Here is a 22687-nt window from a genome sequence, read left to right as displayed (position 1 = left end):
GTGTCTAAAGCATGACGCCTGCCATCGGAGTCGACGGTCCCGCTTCTGACGCCCTGCTGGCCGTCGGAAAGTTCTTCACCCGCTGGGACGAGACGCCCGATCATCGGGCTGCGTTCCGCAAGGGCGGGCGCGAGGGCGACGTGTTCTACCGCGACCGCTGGAGCCACGACAAGATCGTGCGGTCGACGCACGGCGTGAACTGCACGGGCTCCTGCTCGTGGAAGGTGTACGTCAAGGACGGCATCATCACGTGGGAGACGCAGGAGACCGACTACCCGAGCGTCGGCCCCGACAGCCCCGAGTACGAGCCGCGCGGCTGCCCGCGAGGCGCGGCGTTCTCGTGGTACACGTATTCCCCCACGCGCGTGCGCTACCCGTACGTGCGCGGGGTGCTGCTGGAGGCGTACCGCGCCGCGAAGGCCCGCGGGCTGGACCCGGTCGAGGCGTTCCACGAGATCTCCACCGACCCCGAGAGCCGTAAGACGTACCAGCGAGCGCGCGGCAAGGGCGGCCTCGTACGCGCGACGTGGCAGGAGGCGACCGAGCTCGTCGCGGCAGGCTATGTGCACACGATCAAGGAGTACGGCCCCGATCGCGTGTCGGGGTTCTCGCCGATCCCGGCGATGTCGATGGTGTCCCACTGCATCGGCACGCGCTTCACCCAGCTGGTGGGCGGGGTCATGACGAGCTTCTACGACTGGTACGCCGACCTGCCGGTGGCGAGCCCGCAGGTGTTCGGCGATCAGACCGATGTTCCCGAGTCCGGCGACTGGTGGGATGCCACATACCTCATGATGTGGGGGTCGAACGTGCCGATCACCCGCACGCCCGATGCGCACTTCATGGCGGAGGTGCGCTACCGGGGCACGAAGGTCGTGTCGGTGAGCCCCGACTACACCGACAACACCAAGTTCGCCGACGAGTGGCTGCCCTGTCAGGCCGGCACTGACGGTGCGCTCGCGATGGCGATGGGGCACGTCATGCTCAAGGAGCACTACGTCGACAAGCGGGTGCCGTTCTTCGTCGACTACGTGCGCCGGTACACCGACCTGCCGCACCTGATCACGCTCACGCCGCACGCCGACGGCGGGCTGGTGCCGGGCAAGTTCCTCACCGCGGCGGACCTCGGCGCGCAGGACAAGGACGATGCGTTCAAGACGGTGGTGATGGATGCCGCGAGCGGTGCGCCGCGGGTGCCCACCGGCTCCCTGGGGTTCCGCTACGCGGATGCGGGCGAGGGCCAGTGGAATCTCGACCTCGGCGACATCGTGCCGGCGCTGTCGGTGCGCGATGCGAAGACGACCGAGGAGCCCGTCGAGGTGCTGCTGCCCCGGTTCGACGCGCCCGACGGCACGGGGGCGGTGCTGCGCCGCGGGGTTCCGGCCACACGCGTGAACGGGCGGCTGGTGACGACGGTGCTCGACCTCATGCTCGCGCAGTACGGCGTCGCCCGTGAGGGGCTCCCCGGCGAGTGGCCGACGGGCTACGACGACGCCGAGAACCCGTACACACCCGCGTGGCAGGAGGACATCACGGGCGTGCCGGCCGAGGCGTGCATCCGCACCGCACGCCAGTTCGCACAGAACTCCATCGATTCCGGCGGGCGCTCGATGATCATCATGGGTGCGGGCATCTGCCAGTGGTTCCACGGCGACGCCACGTACCGCGCGGTGCTGGCGCTGCTGATCCTCACCGGCGCGATGGGCCGCAACGGCGGCGGCTGGGCGCACTACGTCGGCCAGGAGAAGTGCCGTCCCATCACCGGCTGGCACGGGCTGGCCAACGCCCTGGACTGGGCGCGCCCGCCGCGCACGCAGCCGGGCACCTCGTACTGGTACATGCACACCGACCAGTGGCGGTACGACGGCTATGCGGCCGACGCCCTGGCGTCGCCGCTGGCCGAGGGCAACCTCACCGGCATGCACACGGCCGACACGATCGCGCAGTCGGCCAGGCTCGGCTGGATGCCGTTCTACCCGCAGTTCGACAAGAACCCGCTCGACCTGGCCGACGAGGCGGCCGTGGCCGTCGAGAACGGTGAGGCGATGGATGCCGGCGGCTACGTCACCGCACGGCTGCAGGACGGGTCACTGACCCCGGCGATCAGCGACATCGATGCGCCCTCGTCGTGGCCCCGGCTGCTCACCGTGTGGCGGTCGAATCTGATGGGCTCGTCTGCGAAGGGGAACGAGTACTTCCTGAAGCACCTGCTGGGCACCCAGAACAACGTGATGGCCTCCGACGAGGCCGCCGTGCGTCCGCAGGACATCGTGTGGCGCGACGACATCCCGCACGGCAAGCTCGACCTGCTCGTGTCGGCCGACTTCCGCATGACGTCGACGACCCTGCTGTCGGATGTCGTCTTCCCCGCGGCCACGTGGTACGAGAAGCACGATCTCTCGTCGACCGACATGCATCCGTTCGTGCATGCGTTCTCCCCCGCGATCGATCCGCCGTGGGAGGCGCGCAGCGACTTCGACATGTTCCACGCGATCGCCCGGCAGCTCTCGCAGCTCGCCAAGACACATCTGGGTGTGCGCCGCGACCTGGTCACGACCGCGCTGCAGCACGACACCCCCGACGAGACGGCGCAGCCGGGTGGCGTGGTGCGCGACTGGACCCGCGGTGAGGTCGACCCGATCCCGGGCCGGACGATGCCGGGTGTCGCGATCGTCGAGCGCGACTACACGACCATCGCCGACAAGCTGGCCGCCGTCGGTCCGCTGGCCGACACGCTCGGGCTCACGACGAAGAACGTCACCTTCGAGCTCACTGCGCCGGTCGAGAGCGTCGCGCGCAAGAACGGTGTGATGCTCGGCGGCGCCGCCGACGGCCGCCCCGCGATCGACACCGACGAGAAGCTCGCCGAGGCGATCCTGGCCTTCTCGGGCACGACCAACGGCGAGCTCGCCGTGCAGGGCTTCGAACAGCTCGAACGGCGCGTGGGCAAGCCGCTGGCCGACCTCGCCCGCGGGTCGGAGGAGAAGCACATCACCTTCGAGATGACCCAGGCCGGGCCGCAGCCGGTGATCACGTCGCCCGAGTGGTCGGGCTCCGAGACCGGGGGTCGGCGCTATGCGCCGTTCACGGTCAACATCGAGCGCGACAAACCGTTCCACACCCTCACCGGGCGCATGCACTTCTACCTCGACCACGACTGGATGCGTGACCTCGGCGAGGCCTTGCCCGTCTACCGGCCGCCGCTGGACCTGCACCGGCTGCTGGGCGAGCCGAAGCTCGGGCCGGATGGGCGTCAGCAGGTGGTGGTGCGCTACCTCACCCCGCACAGCAAGTGGTCGATCCACTCGGAATACCAGGACAACCTGTTCATGCTGTCGCTGTCGCGCGGCGGTCCGACCGTGTGGATGAGTCCGCAGGACGCCGCCGCCGTCGAGGTCAAGGACAACGACTGGGTCGAGTGCGTCAACTCGAACGGCGTGTTCGTGGGGCGGGCGATCGTCTCTCACCGCATGCCGGAGGGGGTCGTCTACGTGTACCACGCGCAGGAGCGCACGATCGACGTGCCGAAGTCCGAGGCGACGGGGCGCCGCGGCGGCATCCACAACTCCGCCACCCGGCTGCTCGTCAAACCCACGCACCTCATCGGCGGGTACGCGCAGTTGTCGTACGCGTTCAACTACCTGGGGCCGACCGGCAACCAGCGCGACGCGGTTGCGACCATCCGCCGCCGCAGCCAGGAGGTGACGTACTGATGCGCGTCATGGCCCAGATGGGCATGGTGATGAACCTCGACAAGTGCATCGGGTGCCACACGTGCTCGGTCACCTGCAAGCAGGCGTGGACGAACCGTGCCGGCACCGAGTACGTGTGGTTCAACAACGTCGAGACCCGGCCCGGCCAGGGCTATCCGCGGCGCTACGAGGACCAGGAGCAGTGGAAGGGCGGGTGGACCCTCAACAAGCGCGGGCGGCTGAAGCTGCGCACCGGGTCGCGCCTGGCCCGGCTGCTGACGATCTTCTCTGCCCCGGTGCAGCCGAAGCTCGAGGACTACTACGAACCGTGGACGTACGACTACCGCACGCTCACCGAGGCGCCGCTGGGCGACGACTTCCCCGTCGCGCGGCCCAAGTCGCTCATCACCGGCGACGACATGAAGATCACGTGGTCGGCGAACTGGGACGACGACCTCGGCGGTGCGAGCGAGCTCGGTCACCTCGACCCCATCGTCGCGAAGGTGCGGCAGGAGTCCGAGGACAAGATCAAGTTCGAGTTCGAGCAGACGTTCATGTTCTATCTGCCGCGCATCTGCGAGCACTGCCTGAACCCGTCGTGCATGGCATCGTGCCCCTCGGGCGCGATCTACAAGCGCGCCGAGGACGGCATCGTGCTCGTCGACCAGGACCAGTGCCGCGGCTGGCGGCAGTGCATCACGGGATGCCCGTACAAGAAGATCTACTTCAACCACAAGACCGGCAAGTCCGAGAAGTGCACGCTCTGCTACCCGCGGCTCGAGGTCGGGCTGCCGACGGTGTGCTCCGAGACGTGCGTGGGGCGCCTGCGCTACCTCGGGCTGTTCCTCTACGACGCCGACAAGGTGACCGAAGCGGCGTCGACGCCCGACCCGCAGGACCTGTACGAGGCCCAGATGGACCTCATCCTCGACCCGAACGACCCCGAGGTGATCGCGGCGGCGCGTGCGCAGGGAGACATCCCGGAGGAATGGATGGATGCGGCGCGCCGCTCGCCGGTCTACGCCCTCGCCAAGAAGTACCGCGTCGCGCTGCCGCTGCACCCCGAGTACCGCACGATGCCGATGGTCTGGTACATTCCGCCGCTGTCGCCCATCGTCGACCTGCTCACCGAACAGGGGCACGACGCCGAGGCACCCGGCACGCTGTTCGGCGCGATCGAGGCGCTGCGCATCCCGGTCGAGTACCTCGCCGAGCTGTTCACCGCCGGAGACACGGACCTGGTCACCGAGGTGCTGCGCAAACTCGCCGCCATGCGCGCGTATCTGCGCGACATCACGCTGGGCAACGACACCGACGAGTCGATCCCCGCGTCGGTGGGCATGGACGGCGAGACGCTGTACGAGATGTACCGGCTGCTGGCGATCGCCAAGTACGACGAGCGGTACGTCATCCCCACGGCGCACTACGAGCAGGCGCACGAACTGGAGGAGCTGGGCTGCTCGCTCGACTTCGACGGCGGAGCGTATGAGATGCAGTCGGGCCCGTTCGGCGAGGGCAGCGGCACGCCCGCTCCCGTGGCGGTGGAGACGTTCCAGGCGCTGAAGGCTCGACAGACCGCCGATCGGCCCGCGGGCTCCGAGCAGCTGCGCGGGCGGGTGAACCTGCTCAACTGGGACGGCAACGGCGCCCCGGCGGGACTGTTCCCGCCGAAGCAGGCCGAGGAAGAGGCCCAGAGATGAACCGTGCGGTGGTGTACCGGTCGGCCTCCGTCGTCCTGAACTATCCCGACGACGACACCCTCGCCCTACGTGGGATCGTGCGCCGCGCGCTGGACGAATCGGCACCGCGCGCGGCCGCCGCGTTCGCACCGCTGCTGGACTGGTGGGAGCAGACCCCGACCGAGGACGTTCAGCGTGCGTATGTCGACGTGTTCGACATGTCCAAGCGGCACGCGCTGTACCTGTCGTACTGGACCGATGGCGATACTCGCCGGCGCGGGCAGGTGCTCGTCGACTTCACGCAGCGCTACCGCGCGGCGGGCTTGAACCCGTCGTTGACCGGCGAGCTGCCCGACCACCTGCCACTCGTGCTCGAGTTCGCCAGCAGCCGCCCCGACGAGGGCGCCGCGCTGCTGCAGGAGTACCGGGCGAGCCTCGAACTCATCCGCATTGCACTGGTCGAACGCGACTCGCCGTACGCGGGCGTCCTCGCCGCGGTGTGCGCCACCCTCCCGGGGGCGTCGCCGCAGGACCGGCAGCAGGCGATGGCGCTGGCCACCACCGGCCCGCCGCGCGAGTCGGTCGGGCTCGACCCGTACGATCCGCGACTGCTGCCGATGGCGGCGCCGGCGATGACGGCTCCAGTTGTGACGGGAGGTCGCTGATGGACATCGTGCTGTGGGGCATCCTCCCGTACATGATGGTGGTGATCCTGGTGGGCGGGCTCATCTGGCGCTACCGCTACGACCAGTTCGGGTGGACGACCCGCTCGAGCGAGCTGTACGAGTCTCGGCTGCTGCGGTGGGGGTCGCCCATCTTCCACTACGGTCTGCTGGTGGTGGTGATCGGCCACTTCGTGGGTCTGGTCATCCCGAAGGCCTGGACCGAGGCCCTGCACGTCACCGAGGACATGTACCACCTCGCCGCGCTGGGGCTCGGCATGGTCGCGGGCATCGCGACCCTGGGAGGCATCGTCATCCTCGTGTACCGGCGGCGCACGACCGGACCGGTCTTCATGGCCACGACGAAGAACGACAAGTCGATGTACGTCGTGCTGCTGCTGGCGCTGCTGACGGGGCTCGCGACGACCGTACTGAGCGTCATCGGCCCGCACCACGACCTCAGCTACCGTGACACCGTGGCGCCGTGGTTCCGTTCGCTGTTCGTCTTCCAGCCCGACATCGCGGCGATGTCGGCCGCACCGCTCGAGTTCCAGATCCACACGCTCGTGGGCATGGCGCTGTTCATCGTCTGGCCGTTCACACGGCTCGTGCACGCCTTCACCGCGCCGATCCACTATCTGTTCCGCCCATACATCGTGTACCGCTCGCGTGGCGGCGGGCCCACGGCGACGGGCGATGTGCGTCGCGGGTGGGAGCCGATCGGCACCCCCGACCGCGTGTCCACCCGCAAGGGCGAACGGTCGCGCCGCAGCGGCCGCTGACTCGTGTGCGGCCCGGTCAGGCGGCGTGCCGCCAGTCGGCTCGTTCGGGTGGTGAGTCCCACAGCAATCTGAGGGGTGCCGATTGTCGATACAGACATGCGCGACGGTAGCGTGGGGAGCGCACCGGACCCGGCGCATCCCTGTCTTGCACGGAACCCCATGCCCGAATCGCCCGCCACCGCACGACCCACCGAACCCGCCGTCGCGGGGCGCATCGTCGTGGTCGGCGCGGGGCGCATGGGAACGGCGCTGGTCACACGGCTGCGCGAGGCGGGGCTCGACGTGCGCGGCTCCGAGCGCCGCGGCGAGACCGCCGCCGACGCCGCCGTCGTGCTGCTCGCGGTGCCCGACGCGGCGATCACCGATGCGGCCGATGCCGTCGTACCCGGCCGCCTCGTCGGCCACGTGTCGGGGGCGACCACGCTCGACCCGCTCACCCCGCACGAGGCGTTCAGCATGCACCCGCTCATGACGGTGACCGGCGCCGACGCCCACTTCGAGGGCGTGTCGGCAGCGATCGCCGGCACCACGCCGCGCGCCGCCGCCACCGCCACCGCCCTCGCTCGGGCCCTCGGCATGACGCCGACTGAGGTCGCCGACACCGACCGGGTCGCATATCACGCGGCCGCCTCGATGGCCTCGAACTTTCTCGTCACGCTCGAGCATCTCGCGACATCGCTGGCCGCCACCGCGGGCGTCGACCGCGCAGCGCTCGTGCCCCTCGTACGGGCGAGCGTCGAGAACTGGGCAGCGCACGGCGCGCACGCCCTGACCGGACCCATCGTCCGCGGCGACGACGACGTCGTGGCTGCGCAGCGGCGATCCGTCGCGGAACGGATGCCCGACGCCCTGAGCGTGTTCGACGCGCTGGCCGAGGTGACGCGGGCGGTCGCCGCATCTACTCGTCCTGCGAACCCGGCGCACCCGGCCGAGGGCGCGTCGTGAAGGTCGTGCGCACCGTCGCGGCGCTGCGCGAGGTACTCGCCGATACCGGGCGGGTGGGGTTCGTGCCGACGATGGGAGCCCTGCACGAGGGGCATCTCTCCCTCGTGCAGGCGGCGCGGGCCGCCGGCGGCACCGTGGTGCTGTCGGTGTTCGTGAACCCGACGCAGTTCGACGAGGCATCCGATCTCGACGCCTACCCGCGCGATGAGCGGCGCGACCTGACCCTCGCAGAGCAGGCGGGCGTCGACCTCGTCTTCGTGCCGGGTGTCGGCGAGATGTATCCGGACGGTTTCGCCACGACCGTGTCCGTGACCGGGCCGTTGACCGAGACCCTCGAGGGCGCCCATCGCGGGCGGGCGCACTTCGACGGCGTGGCAACGGTCGTGGCCAAGCTGCTGCTGGCCGTACGCCCCGACGCCGCGTACTTCGGCGAAAAGGACGCCCAGCAGGTCGTCGTGGTGCGGCGCATGGTGCGCGACCTCGGCCTGCCGGTCGAGGTCGTGGCGAGCCCGACCGCGCGCGACACCGACGGGCTCGCGCTGTCGAGCCGCAACGCCCGGTTGAGTGCGGGCGAGCGCGCGCAGGCGGCGGCGATCCCGCGGGTGCTGCAGAGCGTGGTGGATGCCGCGGCCCGCGGCGAGACGGAGGCCTCGCTGCTGCGCGACCGCGCGCGCGCCGGGCTCACCGCTGCGGGCCTCGCCGTCGAGTACGTCGAGATCGCCGATCCCGATACGCTCGAACCCGTGGCGCAGTGCTCCGGCCGCGAGCTCGTGCTCGTCGCGGCGCGGGCGGGGGCGGTGCGCCTCATCGACAATATGCCGCTCGGAGGTTCCCGATGACCGCTGCCCCTGCTGCTCCCGTCACGACCACGCGTCTGGCCGAGATGAAGGCCGCGGGCGAACCCATCGTCATGGTCACCGCGTACGACTATCCGTCGGCGCGCGCTGCCGAGCGCGCTGGGGTCGACATGGTGCTGGTCGGCGACTCGGGCGCTCAGGTCGTGCTCGGCTACGACTCCACCGTGCGCGTGTCGACCGACGAGATGCTGACCCTCGCCGCCGCGGTGCGCCGCGGCACGCAGCGGGCGTTCGTCGTGTGCGACGTGCCGTTCGGATCGACCGAGGTGTCGGACGAACAGGCAGTGACCACCGCACTGCGGTTCGTACGCGAGGCCGGTGGCGACGCCGTCAAACTCGAGGGCGCCTCGGCGGCACGGCTGAGCCGCATCCGCGCGGTGGTGGCCGCCGGCATCCCGGTCGTCGGGCATGTCGGCCTGACGCCGCAGACGGCCGTGGCGCTCGGCGGGTTGCGCGCGCAGGGGCGGGACGCCGACTCCGCCGCCCGTTTCGTTCGCGAGGCGCTGGCCGTGCAGGAGGCGGGGGCCTTCGCCCTCGTCGTCGAGGCTGTTCCGGCCGAGGTCGTCGCCGTCGTGCGGCCCGCGCTGCGCATTCCCGTGATCGGCATCGGCGCCGGCCCCGCCGACGGGCAGGTGCTGGTCTTCCACGACGTGCTCGGCATCACCGAGGGTCGCGTCGCGAAGTTCGTCAAGGCCTACGCCGCCGTGGGCGACGCCATGTCCGATGGCGTCGCCGCCTACGCCGCCGAGGTGCGCTCGGGCGTGTTCCCGGCCGCCGAGCACGGCTACGCCGCCCGGCCCGAGGCCGTCGCCGCGGCCGAAGCCGAGCTCGCCCGGCACTCCTGAGCCGGCCGGGAAGTGGGCGCCGCTTCGCTCATCACGCGTCCCGAGACATCAGAGCGCTCTACGTGTAATGTTTCTCGATATACACCAATCGATATTCGACAGGTAGAGACGCATGCACCAGGCCACCGTCGTCATCCTGAAGGCCCTCATCGCGGCACTGCTCGCACTGCTGCTGGCCTGCCAAGTGTTTATCGTGCCGACCGTCGCAGCGCAGTCGGCATGGCACTACCACGAGATCGCCTACCTGCAGATCCCGGGCATCGTCGTCGGCGCGGGCCTGTCGCTGCTGGTGGTCATGCTGCGCGGCCTGCTGCGCACGGCGTGGCGGCTCGAGCAGGACCTCTCGGAGGCGATCTGATGCCCATCGTCATCGACCTGGACGTGCAGCTGGCCCGGCGCAAGATGTCGGTCACCGAGCTCGCCGCCGCCATCGACATCACCCCCGTGAACGTGTCGGTCCTGAAGAACGGGCGCGCCAAAGCCATCCGCTTCACGACGCTCGACGCCATCTGCCGCGTGCTCGAGTGCCAGCCCGGCGACATTCTGCGCTGGGAACCCGGCCCCCCGACCGGCGACGAGGGCGCGTCATGACCTGGAACGACACCGCCGTCCGGCATCTGCTCGACAACGTCTCGCGCCCGGCGCGCGTGCCCCTCGTGCCGGTTGCGAAGGCGGAACGGATTCCGCCGGCCCGTGCCGCGCCCGCGCCGTGGCCACGCCCATGAGCTGCGCTGGAACCGCGAACGAGCGCTGACACCTGCACCGCGCTAATCCGTGAGCACTGCTCCGAGGATCTGGGCCGCCCGCGGGAAGGCGCCCGGATGGGGGCCGGAGTAGTTGAGACGGAGGTAGCGGCCGGTCGGTTCGGCGGGGAACCAGTCGTCGCCCGCTGCGACGATGACGCCTCGAGCCTCGCAGTCACGCGCAAGCTGGGTGAGGTTGGTGTCGTCAGGGAGACGGAGCCAGACGTTCAGACCTCCGCGCGGCACACCGGCCAGGTGCCCGGTCGGGACGTGCTCATGGAACGCGTCGACGAGCAGGTCGCGGCGTGCGTGAGTTGCGGGCGAAGCGAGCGCAGATGGGTTCGCCAGTCCGGTTGCGTCACGCCCCTACCAGGGTGCGGAACAACGTACTCAGTCCGCTCTGACTACCGGGCAGGATCACCACGTCACTCGCCGCCGGGAGCGAGAGCCCTGCCGGCGTGATCGCCCCGAGCTCGGAGACGAACCACGACTGGCCGCCGAGTGCAGCGGCTGGACGGCCCTGTCGACCGGCCTCATCTTCCTGCTCGCCCTGGCCGGGACGTGGGCCGCCATCGATCGGGACTGGTTCGCGATGTGGGCGCTCATGGTCGGGCATCTCGTGGTCGTCGTCGCGGTCGCGTGGCGGCTGCGCGTGGAACGGTTCTCGCTGCCGCTCGGTGCGTTCCTGCTCGCGGCGGGCGTCCTGCGGCGGCGCGGCTCGGCGTATCGGTAACCGCCACGTTCACCGACCCGCTGACATGGCGGGCGATCCTCGTGATGGTCATCGCACTGCTGGCGATCCTGGTCGGCTCCGCACCGCGGCTGGCCGCACCGTTCCTCATCGGCATCGTCGTGCTGCCCGTCGAGAACGCGCTCGTGTTCGCGGTACAGCTCGGGCGCGGGGTCGTGGCGCGCCTGCGTGATCTGGCGCGACGCCGCGCGTCACATGAGCTTCGTCGCCTCCAGCGCCTTGCCGATCTTGTCGTTCAGCGGGATCAGCGGCAGACGGATCAGCAGCCCGACGATGAGCGCCGCCACGATGAACAGCGCAAGCCAGCCCAGCGAGTGCCAGTAGTCGTTCTCGTAGATCCCGGCGATCGCCGAGCGCACAGCGTTGGTCGCGTGGGTCACGGGCACGAACGGGCTGATGTTCTGGAACCACTGCGGCAGCACCGAGAGCGGATACGCGCCGCCGCCACTGGAGATCTGGACCACCAGTAGGAGCACGCCGAGCGCCTTGCCGGCCTCGCCGAAGGTGAGCACGAGCGTGTACGTGATGATGCTGAACACGAGCGACATCACCCACCCGGCGAGAATGAGCAGCATCGGATAGACCGGCTGCACACCGACGAACCAGATGAGGCCGCAGTACAACAGCGTGCTCTGCAGCAGCGCGAGGACTGCGAAGAATCCGTAGCGCCCGAAGTACTCCTGCGTGCGGGTCAGGTTGAGCTCGGAGCGCAGCGAGTCGCGGGGCACGTCGACGCGGATCAGCACCGACAGCAGCAGCGCGCCGATCCACAGGCCGAGCACGGTGTAGAAGGGCGCCATCTGCGCACCGAACGTGTCGACGGCGAAGACCGGGATCGTCTTCAGCTTGACCGGCGTGACGAGCTCGGTGGCGAGGATCGACACGTTGGAGCCGATGAGCTGGGTGACCTCGCTGAGATCGCCCGACTCGGCGGCGGAGCCCAGGGCGCCGGCGAGCGTGTCGAAGACGACGGCGGCCTCTTCGAGGTCGGCGCCGATCGTGGTGACGGTCTGCTGGGCGGCGGCCAGGGCGCTCAGCGCGGCAGACTCGCCACCGGTGAGCTGTGCGCCGGCCGCCGTGAGGTCCTGCCCGATCGTGTGGAAGCTGCTGCTGATGGATGCGGCGGCCGTCGCCATACTGTCGAGCGTCGGCCGCAGATCGGCGTTGTACGCGTCCCGCGCGTTCGCGACGGCGGCCTTGGCCTCGTTGATGAGACCGATGATCTCGTCGCGTGTGGCGTCGCCGTCGGCGACCCCGTCGTTCAACGCGGTGACGGCGTCGCCAAGACGATCGCGCAGCGCCACCTGCCGGTCGATGACGGCGTCCAGCCGCGAGATGACCAGCTCGATCCCGTCCTGCAGGGTCGGGTCGTCGGTGCCGTCGGCGATGCCCTGAAGCTCGTTGCGCAGGTTCTGGTAGGCACTGATCTGGGAGTCGACCTGCCCCTCGAGCGCCGAGATGAGATTCGCCGCTCCGCCGAGCTGTCCGTCGATCGCCGTGTTGAGTCCGCCCACCTGATTGGCGAGGTTGTCGAAGCTGGTGAGGCTCGCCTCCAGAGCACGCGAGATCGCGTCGACGGCCGTGGCCAGCGTGGACTCGAGGGACTGCATCGCGTCGGCGCCGCCCTTGATGGCACCGCTCGTGCTGCCGAAGGCGTCGGCGGACGCCGTGGTCAGAGATGCGGCACTGCTCAGCAGGGAGCGCGTCGAGCCGAGGAGCTTCGCGAAAATATCGCTGGTCTGCTCGGCCGCACGCAGCTGCGTCGCGACGCCTTTGGCGCTGGACTGCAGCCGCAGCATCGCGCCCTGTGCGCCGGAGTCCTCGAGGCTCGTGGCGATCGATGAGACGACGGCCAGTCCGACCTCGTCGAGCGTCTTCGTGAACGACTCGTTGATCTGCGTCGAGACTTCTGTCGCGGCCTCTCCGGTGATCTCGGGCGAGAGCGCGTTCACTTTCTCGTTGGTGTAGTAGTCGATCTGCGTCGACGTCGAGCCGGGGACGAAGAAGGTCATCATCTCGCGGCTGAAATCGGCCGGCAGCACCAGGGCCGCGTAGTACTCGCCCGACTTCGTGCCCGCGATCGCCTCGTCCTCGGTCACGAAGACCCAGTTCAGATCGGAGTTGGCCCGCAGGCTCGAGATGACCTCGGTGCCGATGTTGATGCGCATCGGGAACAGGCTGCTCTTGAAGCCCTCGTCGGCGTTGGCGACAGCGACCCTGAGATTCTTGACGTTGCCGAACGGGTCCCAGCTGGACAGCACGTTGAACCAGCTGAAGAACGACGGGATGATCGCGACGCCGAACAGCACGATGAGCGACAGCGAGTTGCGCGAGGCGCGCTTCAGGTCATCCCGGAAGACGAGCAGGATGTTCTTCATCGACCTCACCTCCCACCTTCAGCCGATCGATGGCGACGCTCGAGTGCGAGGCCTCCTCCTCTGCGGCGAGCCACTCACGCAGTTCGGGAACCGGCATGCTCTCCAGCTTCTTGGCGAAGCCGATGTTCTGTTTGACGTACTCGAGCGTCACGAGAATGGCGATCACGACGAGGCAGAGCACACCCCATGCGCCGAGGATGGTCGCCTTCTCCGTCGGGAAGAGGGCAGCGAGGATGCCGAGGAGAACCGTGATGGCCAGCGCCCCGACGAGCGTCACACTGACGACTGTGAAATGACTCCGCCGCAGCCAGTCCGCACGATGCGCCGTCTGGGCACGGAACTCGTCCATGCTGACCAGCGCCTGTGCGAGCTGGGTGAGGCGGCGGCGCGAGCCGAGAACCTGCACGTCTTCGCTGACGAACAGCCCGGTGTCGGCGAGCTTGCGGTTGAACAGGCGTGAGAAGTTGCCCAGCCGTTGGCGGAAGAAGATCCCCAGCAGGAACGCGAGGGCCGCGAAGACCAGGAGTGCGGCGAGGGAACGCCAATAGTACCCGTCGTAGAAGCCGCCGATCGTCTCGCGCATCGCGTCGATCGAGTACGTGAACGGGAAGAACGGGAACAGGTCCTGGAAGAACTGCGGCATCATCTGGATCGGATAGATGCCGGAGGCGCCGGGGATCTGGATGACGACGAGCAGGATCGCGATGCCCTTGCCCACGTAGCCGAAGCACACCGCCAAGGCGTAGATGATGCTGAGGAACACCCATCCTGCGAACACGGCGGTGACCGCGAATGCCACGGGGTTGACCATGTGCACGCCGATGACCATGTTGCCGATGCTGACCAGCAGCGCCTGCAGGAAGCCGAGCACCGACAGCAGCAGGAATCGGCCGAGGTAGCCTTGTCGCACGGTGAGCGTGGGCACGCCCTCGGTGTCGGGCTCCTGCCGGAGGAGCACGACCAGCATGAACGAGCCGATCCACAGCGTGAGGTTCGTGAACAGCGGGGCCATCGCCGACCCGTAGGTGGGCACGGGATAGATGACGTTCGTCTTGACCTCGACAGGCGCGGCCATGAACTCGGCGATCTGCTCGGGGTTGAGGGAGGTGAGCGCTGCCACCTTGTTCCACACGTCGGCGCTGCTGATCGCCGCCGAGTCGACGCTCAGCTGCTGCAGGCCCTGTGTGACCGCATCGAGGTTGCTGCCCAGCGCGGTCAGAGCGTCGTCGGTGTCGCCGAGCTGATGGTCGACGTCGCCCAGGAGGTCCGCGGCCTCGCCGACGAGCTGACGCTGGATGTCGAGCGAGGTGGCGAACGCGCCCGCGGTGGCGGACATCGCCGAGATCGCCCGGTTGATCTCGGGCAGGGTGTCGGTCAGCGTCTTGCCGATCGTCGACATCGAGGCGACGGTCGCGTCGACAGCGGCCTCCAGCGCGTCCGCGGAGGACTGGATCGATGCGATGACGCCGGAGATCTCGCTGTTGAGCGCGGTCAGATCGTTCAGCAGCTGCTCATCCGCGGCATTGCGCTGCTGCAGCCGATCGATCGCCGCGGCGAGCGGGTCGCGCGCAGGATCGTCGCCGTCGAGGTCGTTCAGGATCTCCTGAAGCTGCGCGAGCATACGTCCGTTGGCGTCGACCACGGCAGAGACGTCTTTGACCGCCGAGCCGATCTCGGCATTGGTGCGCTGCGCCGCCGCCGTCGCGGTGCCCACGGTGGCGTCGAGCTTCGAGACCGCCTGAACCAGCAGAGCGGAGCCCGAGACGTATGCCTGGGTGACCGAGTCGGTGAAGTCGAGAAGCTGCTGCTGCGCCTGCGCGACGAGCGCCTGCGCGTCGCGCACCTCGCTCTGGACACCACCGATCGCGCTCCCCGCCGCCTGCAGGGCACCGCGCGTGTCGCGCACGGCGCCGCGGACGTCGGTGAGACTCGTCTCGACGTCGGCGAGTCCCGCGCGGGACGCCTCGACCTTCGCTGCGGCCTCGGCCAGGGTGCTCGTCGTGGTGTCCTGCACGCCGAGCAGCTGGTCGCCGAGCGTGATCCCGGCCTTCTCGAGCGTCTGCGCGACCGTCTTGGCCACCATCGAGACGAACGTGCTGTTGACCTGCGTGTCGAGGGTCGATGCCCCGACCCCCGTGATCTTCGGGGCGATCGCGTTCGCCTTCTCGTTGACGTAGTACTCGAGCTCGGGTGCGACGAAGGTCCCCGTCACGACCGAGAGCAGGTCCTTGCTGAAGTCGTGCGGGATGACGATCGCCGCGTAGCTCGCCCCCGACTCGACCGCCGTCATGGCCGCGTCGTGGCCGAGGAACTGCCAGTCGAGCTGATGGTTGTCCTTGAGCTGATCGATCACCTGGTCGCCGACGTTGAGCGGCCCGGTCACCGACGACGTGGCACCCTCGTCGAGGTTGACGACGGCGACCTTCACCTTCTGGGTGTTCCCGTACGGGTCCCAGAACGCGATGATGTTGACCCACGCATACAGCGACGGGAGGATGATGATCCCGAGCACGATGGCCCACGTCATCGGCGCCTTCAGGATCCGCAGTGCGTCACGCGTGAACACGTGCAGGATGTTGCGCATCGCGCTGCTCCCCCCTCACCGTGACAGCAGGTCGAATACATAGCATAATCGCATTTCAGTGCACGGCCGTCGTCATCGTGACGGTCCGTGCCCGGGGGCGTCGATCACGTCGAACGCCACCGTGACCGAAGCGGCCGGGTCGTCGAAGGCAGCGGGGTCGAACCCATTTCTTCCGCAGCTGCTTTCCGATGCGGTACGTGTCGCGGGCGCGCCGAAGGGATAGTCGATGCCGGCGAGGGGTGTGTCTCCGCGCTATTCGCACATTTTACTTAGCATGTCTAATGAGCTATGCTAAGTAATTGCATGACTGATTCCGAAGAGCCCCCCGCCACCACCGCGGCCGCCACGCTCATCGCCGGTCTCGAGCGCAGCCTGGCCACCGAGTCCTCCGACCTGCGCCTGGCGACCTTCCGCCTCGCCCGGCGCCTGCGCGCCCAGCGCGCCGTCGACTCGATGAGCGATGGGCAGTTCGCCGTGCTCGCGATCCTCAAGGTGCACGGTCCCCACTCCCTCGGCGAGCTCGCAGAGCGCGAGCGGGTCACGGCGCCGTCGATGAACCGCACGGTGAACTGCCTGCAGGACGAGGGATGGCTCGTCCGCACCACCGACGACACCGATCGCCGCAAGGTGAACATCGCCCTCACCGAGGCCGGCTCGGCGATCGTCGAAGAGACCGTGCGGCGCCGGGACGCCTGGCTGGAGGACGCGCTGGGCGCGCTCACCGAGGCCGAGCGCGACATCCTGCACCAAGCGGCCGACCTCATGCGGAAAGTGGCCGACACGTGAGGAACATGTTCCGCTCGCTGTCGCTGTTCAACTTCCGTGTCTGGATCGTCGGCGCGCTCGTCTCGAACGTCGGCGGCTGGATGCAGGCGACCGCGCAGGACTGGGTGGTGCTCACCGAGCTCACCGACAACGACGCCACCGCCATGGGCATCACCATGGCGCTGCAGTTCGGGCCGCCCCTGCTGCTGGTCAGCGTCACCGGATGGGTCGCCGACCGGTTCGACCGCCGCAGGCTGCTGATGGTCACCCAGTCGACGCTCATGCTCATGGCCGTCGCCATCGGCGTGCTGCTGCTCACCGGCATCATGACCCTGCCGCTCATGTGGCTGTTCGCCCTCGGGTTCGGCATCGCCAACGCCTTCGACGCGCCGGCCCGGCAGGCCTTCGTCTCCGATGTGGTCTCGCGCGAGAACGCCTCCAACGCGGTCGCCCTCAATGCGGCGTCGTTCAACATGGCGCGCCTCATCGGCCCGGCGGCCGGAGGCATCCTGATCGTCCTCGTCGGCACCGGCTGGATCTTCATCATCAACGCCGCCACGTTCCTCGCGATGCTCGGCGCGCTGGCGCTCATCCGCATCGACGAGCTCATCCCGCGCCAGCGCAAGACGGGGCCCGAGCGTCTCGCCGACGGCTTCCGCTACGTGGCGCACCGCCGCGATCTGCTGGTCACGTTCATCATGGTGTTCCTCGTCGGCGCTTTCGGCATGAACTTCCCGATCTTCGCGTCGACGATGGCACTCGAGTTCGGGCAGGACGCCGACGGCTACGGACTGCTCAGCTCGGTGCTCGCGATCGGCTCGCTGGCGGGTGCGCTGCTCGCCGCCCGGCGCGATCGCGCACGCGTGCGCGTCATCATCTTCGCCACCGGTGGGTTCGGCGTAGCGATGCTGGTGGCATCCCTCATGCCGCTCTACGCGCTGTATGCGATCGTGCTGGTGTTCGTCGGCTTCTCGACGGTGTCGATGCTCACGACCGCGAACGGCTACGTGCAGACGACCACCGACCCGGCGCTGCGCGGGCGCGTGCTCGCACTGTACATGGCCGTCATCATGGGCAGCACCCCGATCGGCGCGCCGATCGCCGGGTGGGTCGCGCAGACGTTCGGCCCCCGCGCCGCCATGCAGCTGGGCGCGGGCGCCGGAATCGTCGCGTGCCTGATCGGCGTCGCGTGGCTGCTCGCGTCGGGGCGTGTGCGCCGGCACGAGACACGGCGATTCCGCCTCGCGATCGACGAGACGGTGCCGGTGCGCGTGATTGCCCCCGAACCCGAGGAGTTCAGCGACGAGGTCGCGTCGACGACGCCGATCCGGCTGCCAAAGGCGGAGAAGAGGGATGCCACGGCCCCTCCCGCGTCGTCGCGCACCTGAGCCGATGGCCGGTGACGCGCCCACTCACCGGTCGCGTTCTGCGGCCGTCCCCCGCAGATCGGGGCGACTCAGCCCCAGGTGCATGCGCCGCGGTCGACGTCGCGGTGAGAGACTCGGGGTATGGCGAACGCGTTGACCGCCCTGCTCGGCATCGAAACCCCCATCGTGCTGGGGGCGTTCGGCGGCATGTCGTCGGTCGAGCTCACGGCAGCGGTGAGCGACCTGGGCGGACTCGGCTCGTACGGGCTGTACGGCTACGACGCCGACCGCATCGCCGACACCGCAGCACAGCTGCGTGCGGCGACGGATCGCCCGTTCGCACTGAACCTGTGGGTGCCGGTCGGCGACGAGGTCACCCCCGGCGACGTCGACCTGTCGGCCGCGCTCGAGTGCGTCGCCCCGCTGTACGCCGAGCTCGGCCTGGAGCTGCCCGAGCCCCCGCCCGCCTCCCTGCGCGAGTTCGACGCCCAGCTGCGGGCCGTGTGCGATGCGCGCCCGGCGGTGGCGAGCTTCGTGTACGGGATCCCGGATGCCACGGCGGTGGCCGAGCTGAAGGAGCGCCGCATTCACGTCGTCGGCACCGCGACGACCGTCGCCGAGGCCGTGCTGCTCGCGGCCGGCGGTGCCGATGCCATCGTCGCCACCGGACTGGAGGCGGGCGGGCACCGCGTGTCGTTCGACCGCCCCGCCGAGCAGTCGCTGCTGGGCGGGATGGCGCTCGTACCGCAGGTGGTGGATGCGGTGGACGTCCCCGTGATCGCGGCGGGCGGCATCGCCGACCGCCGCGGCGTGGCCGCCGCGCTCGCGCTCGGCGCGAGCGGGGTGCAGGCGGGTACGGCGTTTCTGCGCACGCGGCAATCGGCGGCGACCGACGCGCATCGCGCGGCGATCGACCGCGTGGCCGAGACCGGAACCGTGCTCACCCGTGCTGTCACGGGGCGGCTTGCCCGCGGCATCCCGAACCGTCTCATCCGCCTCGTAGAGGAGGCGGGCCTCACCCTGCCGTTCCCCGCGCAGGGCTGGCTACTCGGACCGGTACGCACCGAGGCGCTGCGGCGCGGCCTCGGCGACCTGCAGTCACTGTGGGCCGGTCAGTCCGCGCCCCTGGCGCACCACGACGACGCCGCGTCGGTATTCGCCGAACTGGCTGCCGGCGTCGCCGGCTGAGCCCCGCACTGCGCGAACATCTATGTGGAGCAGCGCCAGGCCGAGGCGCTCGACGAACTCGCCGCCATCCACTCTTCGTTCGGTTCGGTGCGCGACCTCGAGTCACCCGTGTGCGATGCCGCGACTGCGACCGCCGGGACGCACTCTGCCGAGCTCGCCACACTCAACGTGCGCCGCTTCCCGATGTTCGCCGATCCGACCCCGCCGTTCGCGCTGCAGCGATGTCCTCACTGATCAGCACACCGGTCAACCCTCGAGCACGACCTTGAGCTGCTCGAGCGCCCAATCCAACTCCGTCGCGCGGATCACCAGCGGCGGGGCGATGCGGATCGTCTGTCCGTGCGTCTCCTTCACGAGCACACCGCGCTCGAGCATTCGCTCGGCGACCTCGCGGCCGGTGCCGACGGCGGGGTCGATGTCGACGCCCGCCCACAGGCCCGCGACGCGCACGGCCGTGACGCCGTGCCCGACCAGCTCGCCCAGGCGTGTCTCGAGGTGAGAGCCCAGCGCGGCGGCGCGCTGCTGGAACTCACCTGTCGACAGCATCTCGACCACACGCGTACCGATCGCAGCCGCGAGCGGGTTGCCGCCGAAGGTCGAGCCGTGTTCGCCGGGCTGGATGACGCCGAGCACATCGGCATCCCCCACCACGGCCGATACGGGAAGGATGCCGCCGCCCAGCGCCTTCCCGAGCAGGTACACGTCGGGCGTCACGTCCTCGCGATCGCATGCGAACGTAGTGCCCACGCGCCCGAGCCCGGACTGGATCTCGTCGGCGATGAACAGCACGTTGTGCCGGTCGCATAGGGCGCGCACCGCGCGCAGGTACCCCTCGGGCGGGATGACGACACCCGCCTCGCCCTGGATGGGCTCGATCAGCACCGCGGCGGTGTCGGGGGTGATGGCGGCCTCGATCGCGTCGGCGTCGCCGAACGGCACCGGCACGAAGCCCGGCCCGTAGGGGCCGAAGTCGTCATGGGATGCCGCGTCGTCGCTGAACCCGACGATCGTCGTCGTGCGACCGTGGAAATTCCCGTGCGCGACGATGATCTGCGCCCGATCCCGGGCAACGCCCTTGGCGCGGTAGGCCCACGCACGCGCGACCTTGATGCCGGTCTCGACGGCCTCGGCACCGGTGTTCATCGGCAGCACCAGGTCCTTGTCGCACAGCTCGGCCAGGGCCGCGGCGAACGAGCCGAGCCGGTCGTTGTGGTACGCGCGGCTCGTGAGGGTGAGGCGGCCGAGCTGCTCGGTCGCGACGGCGATGAGAGCGGGATGCCGGTGGCCGAAGTTCAACGCGGAGTAAGCGGCGAGCAGGTCGAGGTAGCGCTTGCCCTCGGCATCCGTCACCCATGCGCCCTCGCCGCGCGAGATGACGATCGGCAGCGGGTGGTAGTTCTGCGCGACGTGGCTCTCGTCGATGCCGGGCACCGCCGTGCCGCGCATGATCCGTAGGGCTGCAGTGTCGGCGGGGCTCATGCGCGGCCCCGCAGCTCGAGAGTGCAGCACTTGATGCCGCCGCCGCCGAGCAGCAGCTCGGACAGGTCGATCAGGATCGGGTTGTAGCCGCGGGCGCGCAGCTGGGCTTCGAAGCCCTTGGCGCGCGGCGAGATGATGACGTTGAGGCCGTCGCTGGCCGAGTTGAGACCGAACACGGCACCGTCGGCGTCGGAGACGCGGATCGCGTCGGGGTACCGCTCGGCGAGAATCCGCTGCGAGCGCTCGTCGAACGCGTTCGGCAGGTAGGCGATGTTCGCGTGTTCGACGCCGCCGGGGCCCTCCACCGGGTCGAGCACGGCCAGCGCGGTGTCGAGGTGGTAGAAGCGCGGGTCGACGAGGGTGAGCGAGACGACCTCCTGGCCGAAGATCTGGCTCAGCTCGCGGTGGCTGTCGTCGGTGGAGCGAAAGCCGCTGCCGGCGAGGATCACGTCGCCGACCAGCAGGAAGTCACCTTCGCCCTCGTTGACCGACTCGGGCTCGGCGACCTCGAAGCCGTGGGCGCGGAACCAGTCCATGAAGGCCGGCCCCTCGGGAACGCGCTCGGCGAAGCGGAACTTCGCCCCGTACGCGACCCCGTCGATGAGGAAGCCGCCGTTGGCCGTGTAGACCATGTCGGGCAGTCCGGGGATCGGGTCGATCAGCTCCACCTCGTGGCCGAGCGCGAGATAGGCGTCATAGAGGGTCTGCCACTGGCGCACGGCGAGCGCCGTATCGGTGGGGTTCGCCGGCTCCATCCACGGATTGATCGTGTAGCTCACCGTGAAGTGCTGGGGGCGGCACATCAAGTACCGGCGGTGCTGCTGGATGCGTGTCGTCGCGGTCTCGGTCCCCGAGCTTGTCGAGGGGGTGATGGTTTCGGGCTGCGCGGCCAATTCTGCTCCTCGTGGGAAAGCGACGGACGATGTCCTCCGGCCCGGCGGCCTTCGACCACTCGGTGAGCTGGGGAAGGGGCGGGCACGCCGCGGCTCCATTGTCGCACGCCCGGCGTCACCCCCGTCGTCGTGCGGCGCGTCGGTAGTACAGTCAACGGTCACCCAGGTGAGGGCGGCGCGCTGCTCTCACAGCGTTGGAGAGACATCCTCCACGACACCGACGCGCGCGCGGAGCATGCTCACTGGTGCTGCGGTGTCGAGGTTACCGGCCCAGGCGATGAACTGGTCATAGCGCACCAGAACGGCCTGCGCGCTTCAATCGGCGCCTTAGCCTCGATGCACCGGTGCGGTGGGCGTCTGAGCGTGCGTCGTCACGCAGAAATGCCCCTCTGACCAGGAAGAATAGAGCTTGTCTAAGGTCCTATCTCCCGAGTCTGAGAGGCATCTCGTAGGTGCAATTCAAGCATGCTCCCGCGGCTGTGTCCGCGATGTTCGATGATCCGAATCTTGTGTCGACCGCGGGGCTGGTCCCGATGCTCCGACTCGCGCGTTCCGCGGGCCTCGATCGCCTGTCGCAGTCGCGGTTGAGCGTCCCGACCGACAGGGGCTCGAACGCCAGGCGGCAAGGTGATGGCACTGGTGGCGGGGATGCTCGCCGGGGCGGATTCGATCAGCGACGTGAACGTGCTCCGTCATGGCGGGATGGGCAGGTTGTTTGATCGGACGTATGCGCCGTCGACGCTGGGATCGTTTCTGCACGAGTTCCGGTTCGGGCACGTCCGCCAGCTCGATGCCGTCGCCTCCCGAATCCTGGTGAACCTCGCCCAGTCCGCACCGCTCCTGCGGGTCCGGGACGACGAGCGGGTGATGGTCGACCTGGATGACACGCTTATCGAGGTCCACGGATACCAGAAGCAGGGCGCGTCGTTCGGGTACTCCGGTGTCCGGGGTTTGAACGCCCTCATCGCCAACGTCAGTACCCAGGCCTCGGCGCCGGTGATCGTCGGGCAGCGGCTCCGTCAGGGGAAGACCGGCTCCCCGAAAGGCGCCGCCCGGATCGTCGGGGACGCTCTCGCG

19 protein-coding genes and 2 pseudogenes are annotated in these 22687 nt (G+C 69.3%); 16 read left to right on the top strand and 5 right to left on the bottom strand.

Going from position 1 to position 22687, the window contains the following annotated elements; genetic code table 11:
* Nucleotides 1–11: 11 nt before the first annotated feature.
* From ACK5IN_RS09470 to ACK5IN_RS09425, 10 genes are all read left to right on the top strand, one after another.
* Entirely contained in the window at nt 12–3713 is a 3702-nt protein-coding gene (locus ACK5IN_RS09470; RefSeq protein ID WP_416895941.1) for a nitrate reductase subunit alpha, read from the top strand.
* Nucleotides 3713–5392 carry a nitrate reductase subunit beta gene (narH, locus tag ACK5IN_RS09465; protein ID WP_416895940.1) on the top strand — a complete coding sequence of 560 codons (1680 nt, stop codon included), beginning with the start codon at nt 3713–3715 and terminating at the stop codon, nt 5390–5392. The genes ACK5IN_RS09470 and narH overlap by 1 nt, the downstream gene beginning before the upstream one ends.
* Nucleotides 5389–6036, top strand: a complete 648-nt coding sequence (narJ, locus tag ACK5IN_RS09460; RefSeq protein ID WP_416895939.1) for a nitrate reductase molybdenum cofactor assembly chaperone — start codon at nt 5389–5391, stop codon at nt 6034–6036. The genes narH and narJ overlap by 4 nt, the downstream gene beginning before the upstream one ends.
* Nucleotides 6036–6815, top strand: a complete 780-nt coding sequence (gene narI, locus ACK5IN_RS09455) for a respiratory nitrate reductase subunit gamma (protein WP_416895938.1) — start codon at nt 6036–6038, stop codon at nt 6813–6815. The genes narJ and narI overlap by 1 nt, the downstream gene beginning before the upstream one ends.
* 159 nt (nt 6816–6974) lie before the next feature.
* Nucleotides 6975–7760, top strand: a complete 786-nt coding sequence (locus ACK5IN_RS09450) for a DUF2520 domain-containing protein (RefSeq protein WP_416895937.1) — start codon at nt 6975–6977, stop codon at nt 7758–7760.
* Complete coding sequence (gene panC, locus ACK5IN_RS09445) at nt 7757–8599, top strand: pantoate--beta-alanine ligase (protein WP_416895936.1); 843 nt, start codon at nt 7757–7759, stop codon at nt 8597–8599. Before ACK5IN_RS09450 ends, panC begins: the two co-directional genes overlap by 4 nt.
* Entirely contained in the window at nt 8596–9462 is an 867-nt protein-coding gene (panB, locus tag ACK5IN_RS09440) for a 3-methyl-2-oxobutanoate hydroxymethyltransferase (protein ID WP_416895935.1), read from the top strand. Before panC ends, panB begins: the two co-directional genes overlap by 4 nt.
* A 112-nt stretch (nt 9463–9574) precedes the next feature.
* A complete protein-coding gene (locus ACK5IN_RS09435; RefSeq protein ID WP_416895934.1) occupies nt 9575–9820 on the top strand; it encodes a hypothetical protein in 246 nt (81 codons plus the stop codon).
* Nucleotides 9820–10053 (top strand): helix-turn-helix domain-containing protein, encoded by a 234-nt coding sequence (locus tag ACK5IN_RS09430; protein ID WP_416895933.1) that lies wholly within the window; start codon nt 9820–9822, stop codon nt 10051–10053. Before ACK5IN_RS09435 ends, ACK5IN_RS09430 begins: the two co-directional genes overlap by 1 nt.
* Nucleotides 10050–10187: a hypothetical protein gene (locus tag ACK5IN_RS09425; RefSeq protein WP_416895932.1), complete on the top strand. Its 138-nt coding sequence runs from the start codon at nt 10050–10052 to the stop codon at nt 10185–10187. The genes ACK5IN_RS09430 and ACK5IN_RS09425 overlap by 4 nt, the downstream gene beginning before the upstream one ends.
* A 42-nt stretch (nt 10188–10229) precedes the next feature.
* Here ACK5IN_RS09425 and ACK5IN_RS09420 read toward each other — a convergent pair.
* Nucleotides 10230–10567, bottom strand: a pseudogene (locus ACK5IN_RS09420) (PLP-dependent aminotransferase family protein); the annotation flags it as partial.
* A 242-nt stretch (nt 10568–10809) separates the two neighbouring features.
* Here ACK5IN_RS09420 and ACK5IN_RS09415 point away from each other — a divergent pair.
* The gene (locus tag ACK5IN_RS09415; protein WP_416895931.1) at nt 10810–10938 is read left to right on the top strand and encodes a hypothetical protein; all 129 of its coding nucleotides are present in this window, start codon (nt 10810–10812) and stop codon (nt 10936–10938) included.
* A 209-nt stretch (nt 10939–11147) separates the two neighbouring features.
* Here the strand turns inward: ACK5IN_RS09415 and ACK5IN_RS09410 are convergent, their stop codons facing one another.
* Both ACK5IN_RS09410 and ACK5IN_RS09405 read right to left on the bottom strand, forming a co-directional pair.
* On the bottom strand, nt 11148–13334 hold the full coding sequence (locus tag ACK5IN_RS09410; RefSeq protein ID WP_416895930.1) for a YhgE/Pip domain-containing protein: 2187 nt from the start codon (nt 13332–13334) through the stop codon (nt 11148–11150).
* Complete coding sequence (locus tag ACK5IN_RS09405; RefSeq protein ID WP_416895929.1) at nt 13303–15918, bottom strand: YhgE/Pip family protein; 2616 nt, start codon at nt 15916–15918, stop codon at nt 13303–13305. Before ACK5IN_RS09405 ends, ACK5IN_RS09410 begins: the two co-directional genes overlap by 32 nt.
* A gap of 303 nt (nt 15919–16221) precedes the next feature.
* Between ACK5IN_RS09405 and ACK5IN_RS09400 the strand changes: the two genes are divergently transcribed.
* The 4 genes from ACK5IN_RS09400 to ACK5IN_RS09385 all read left to right on the top strand — a co-directional run bounded on the left by ACK5IN_RS09400 (nt 16222) and on the right by ACK5IN_RS09385 (nt 19472).
* Nucleotides 16222–16704 carry a MarR family winged helix-turn-helix transcriptional regulator gene (locus ACK5IN_RS09400; RefSeq protein WP_416895928.1) on the top strand — a complete coding sequence of 161 codons (483 nt, stop codon included), beginning with the start codon at nt 16222–16224 and terminating at the stop codon, nt 16702–16704.
* A 5-nt stretch (nt 16705–16709) separates the two neighbouring features.
* Nucleotides 16710–18071 (top strand): MFS transporter, encoded by a 1362-nt coding sequence (locus ACK5IN_RS09395; protein ID WP_416895955.1) that lies wholly within the window; start codon nt 16710–16712, stop codon nt 18069–18071.
* Between the two features lie 120 nt (nt 18072–18191).
* Nucleotides 18192–19238 carry an NAD(P)H-dependent flavin oxidoreductase gene (locus ACK5IN_RS09390; protein WP_416895927.1) on the top strand — a complete coding sequence of 349 codons (1047 nt, stop codon included), beginning with the start codon at nt 18192–18194 and terminating at the stop codon, nt 19236–19238.
* Nucleotides 19239–19262: 24 nt separating this feature from the next.
* Nucleotides 19263–19472 (top strand): hypothetical protein, encoded by a 210-nt coding sequence (locus ACK5IN_RS09385; RefSeq protein WP_416895926.1) that lies wholly within the window; start codon nt 19263–19265, stop codon nt 19470–19472.
* Nucleotides 19473–19484: 12 nt separating this feature from the next.
* On the opposite strand, the gene rocD is transcribed toward ACK5IN_RS09385, so the two are convergent.
* Both rocD and ddaH read right to left on the bottom strand, forming a co-directional pair.
* Nucleotides 19485–20684 carry an ornithine--oxo-acid transaminase gene (gene rocD / locus ACK5IN_RS09380; RefSeq protein ID WP_416895954.1) on the bottom strand — a complete coding sequence of 400 codons (1200 nt, stop codon included), beginning with the start codon at nt 20682–20684 and terminating at the stop codon, nt 19485–19487.
* Between the two features lie 29 nt (nt 20685–20713).
* Nucleotides 20714–21520, bottom strand: a complete 807-nt coding sequence (gene ddaH, locus ACK5IN_RS09375; protein WP_416895953.1) for a dimethylargininase — start codon at nt 21518–21520, stop codon at nt 20714–20716.
* A gap of 542 nt (nt 21521–22062) precedes the next feature.
* On the opposite strand from ddaH, the pseudogene ACK5IN_RS09370 reads away from it, so the two are divergent.
* Nucleotides 22063–22687 (top strand): annotated as a pseudogene (locus ACK5IN_RS09370) (IS1380 family transposase); the annotation flags it as partial.

Source organism: Microbacterium sp. (assembly GCF_047971895.1).
Taxonomy (GTDB): domain Bacteria; phylum Actinomycetota; class Actinomycetes; order Actinomycetales; family Microbacteriaceae; genus Microbacterium.
This window is presented reverse-complemented; position numbering and strand designations above follow the sequence as displayed.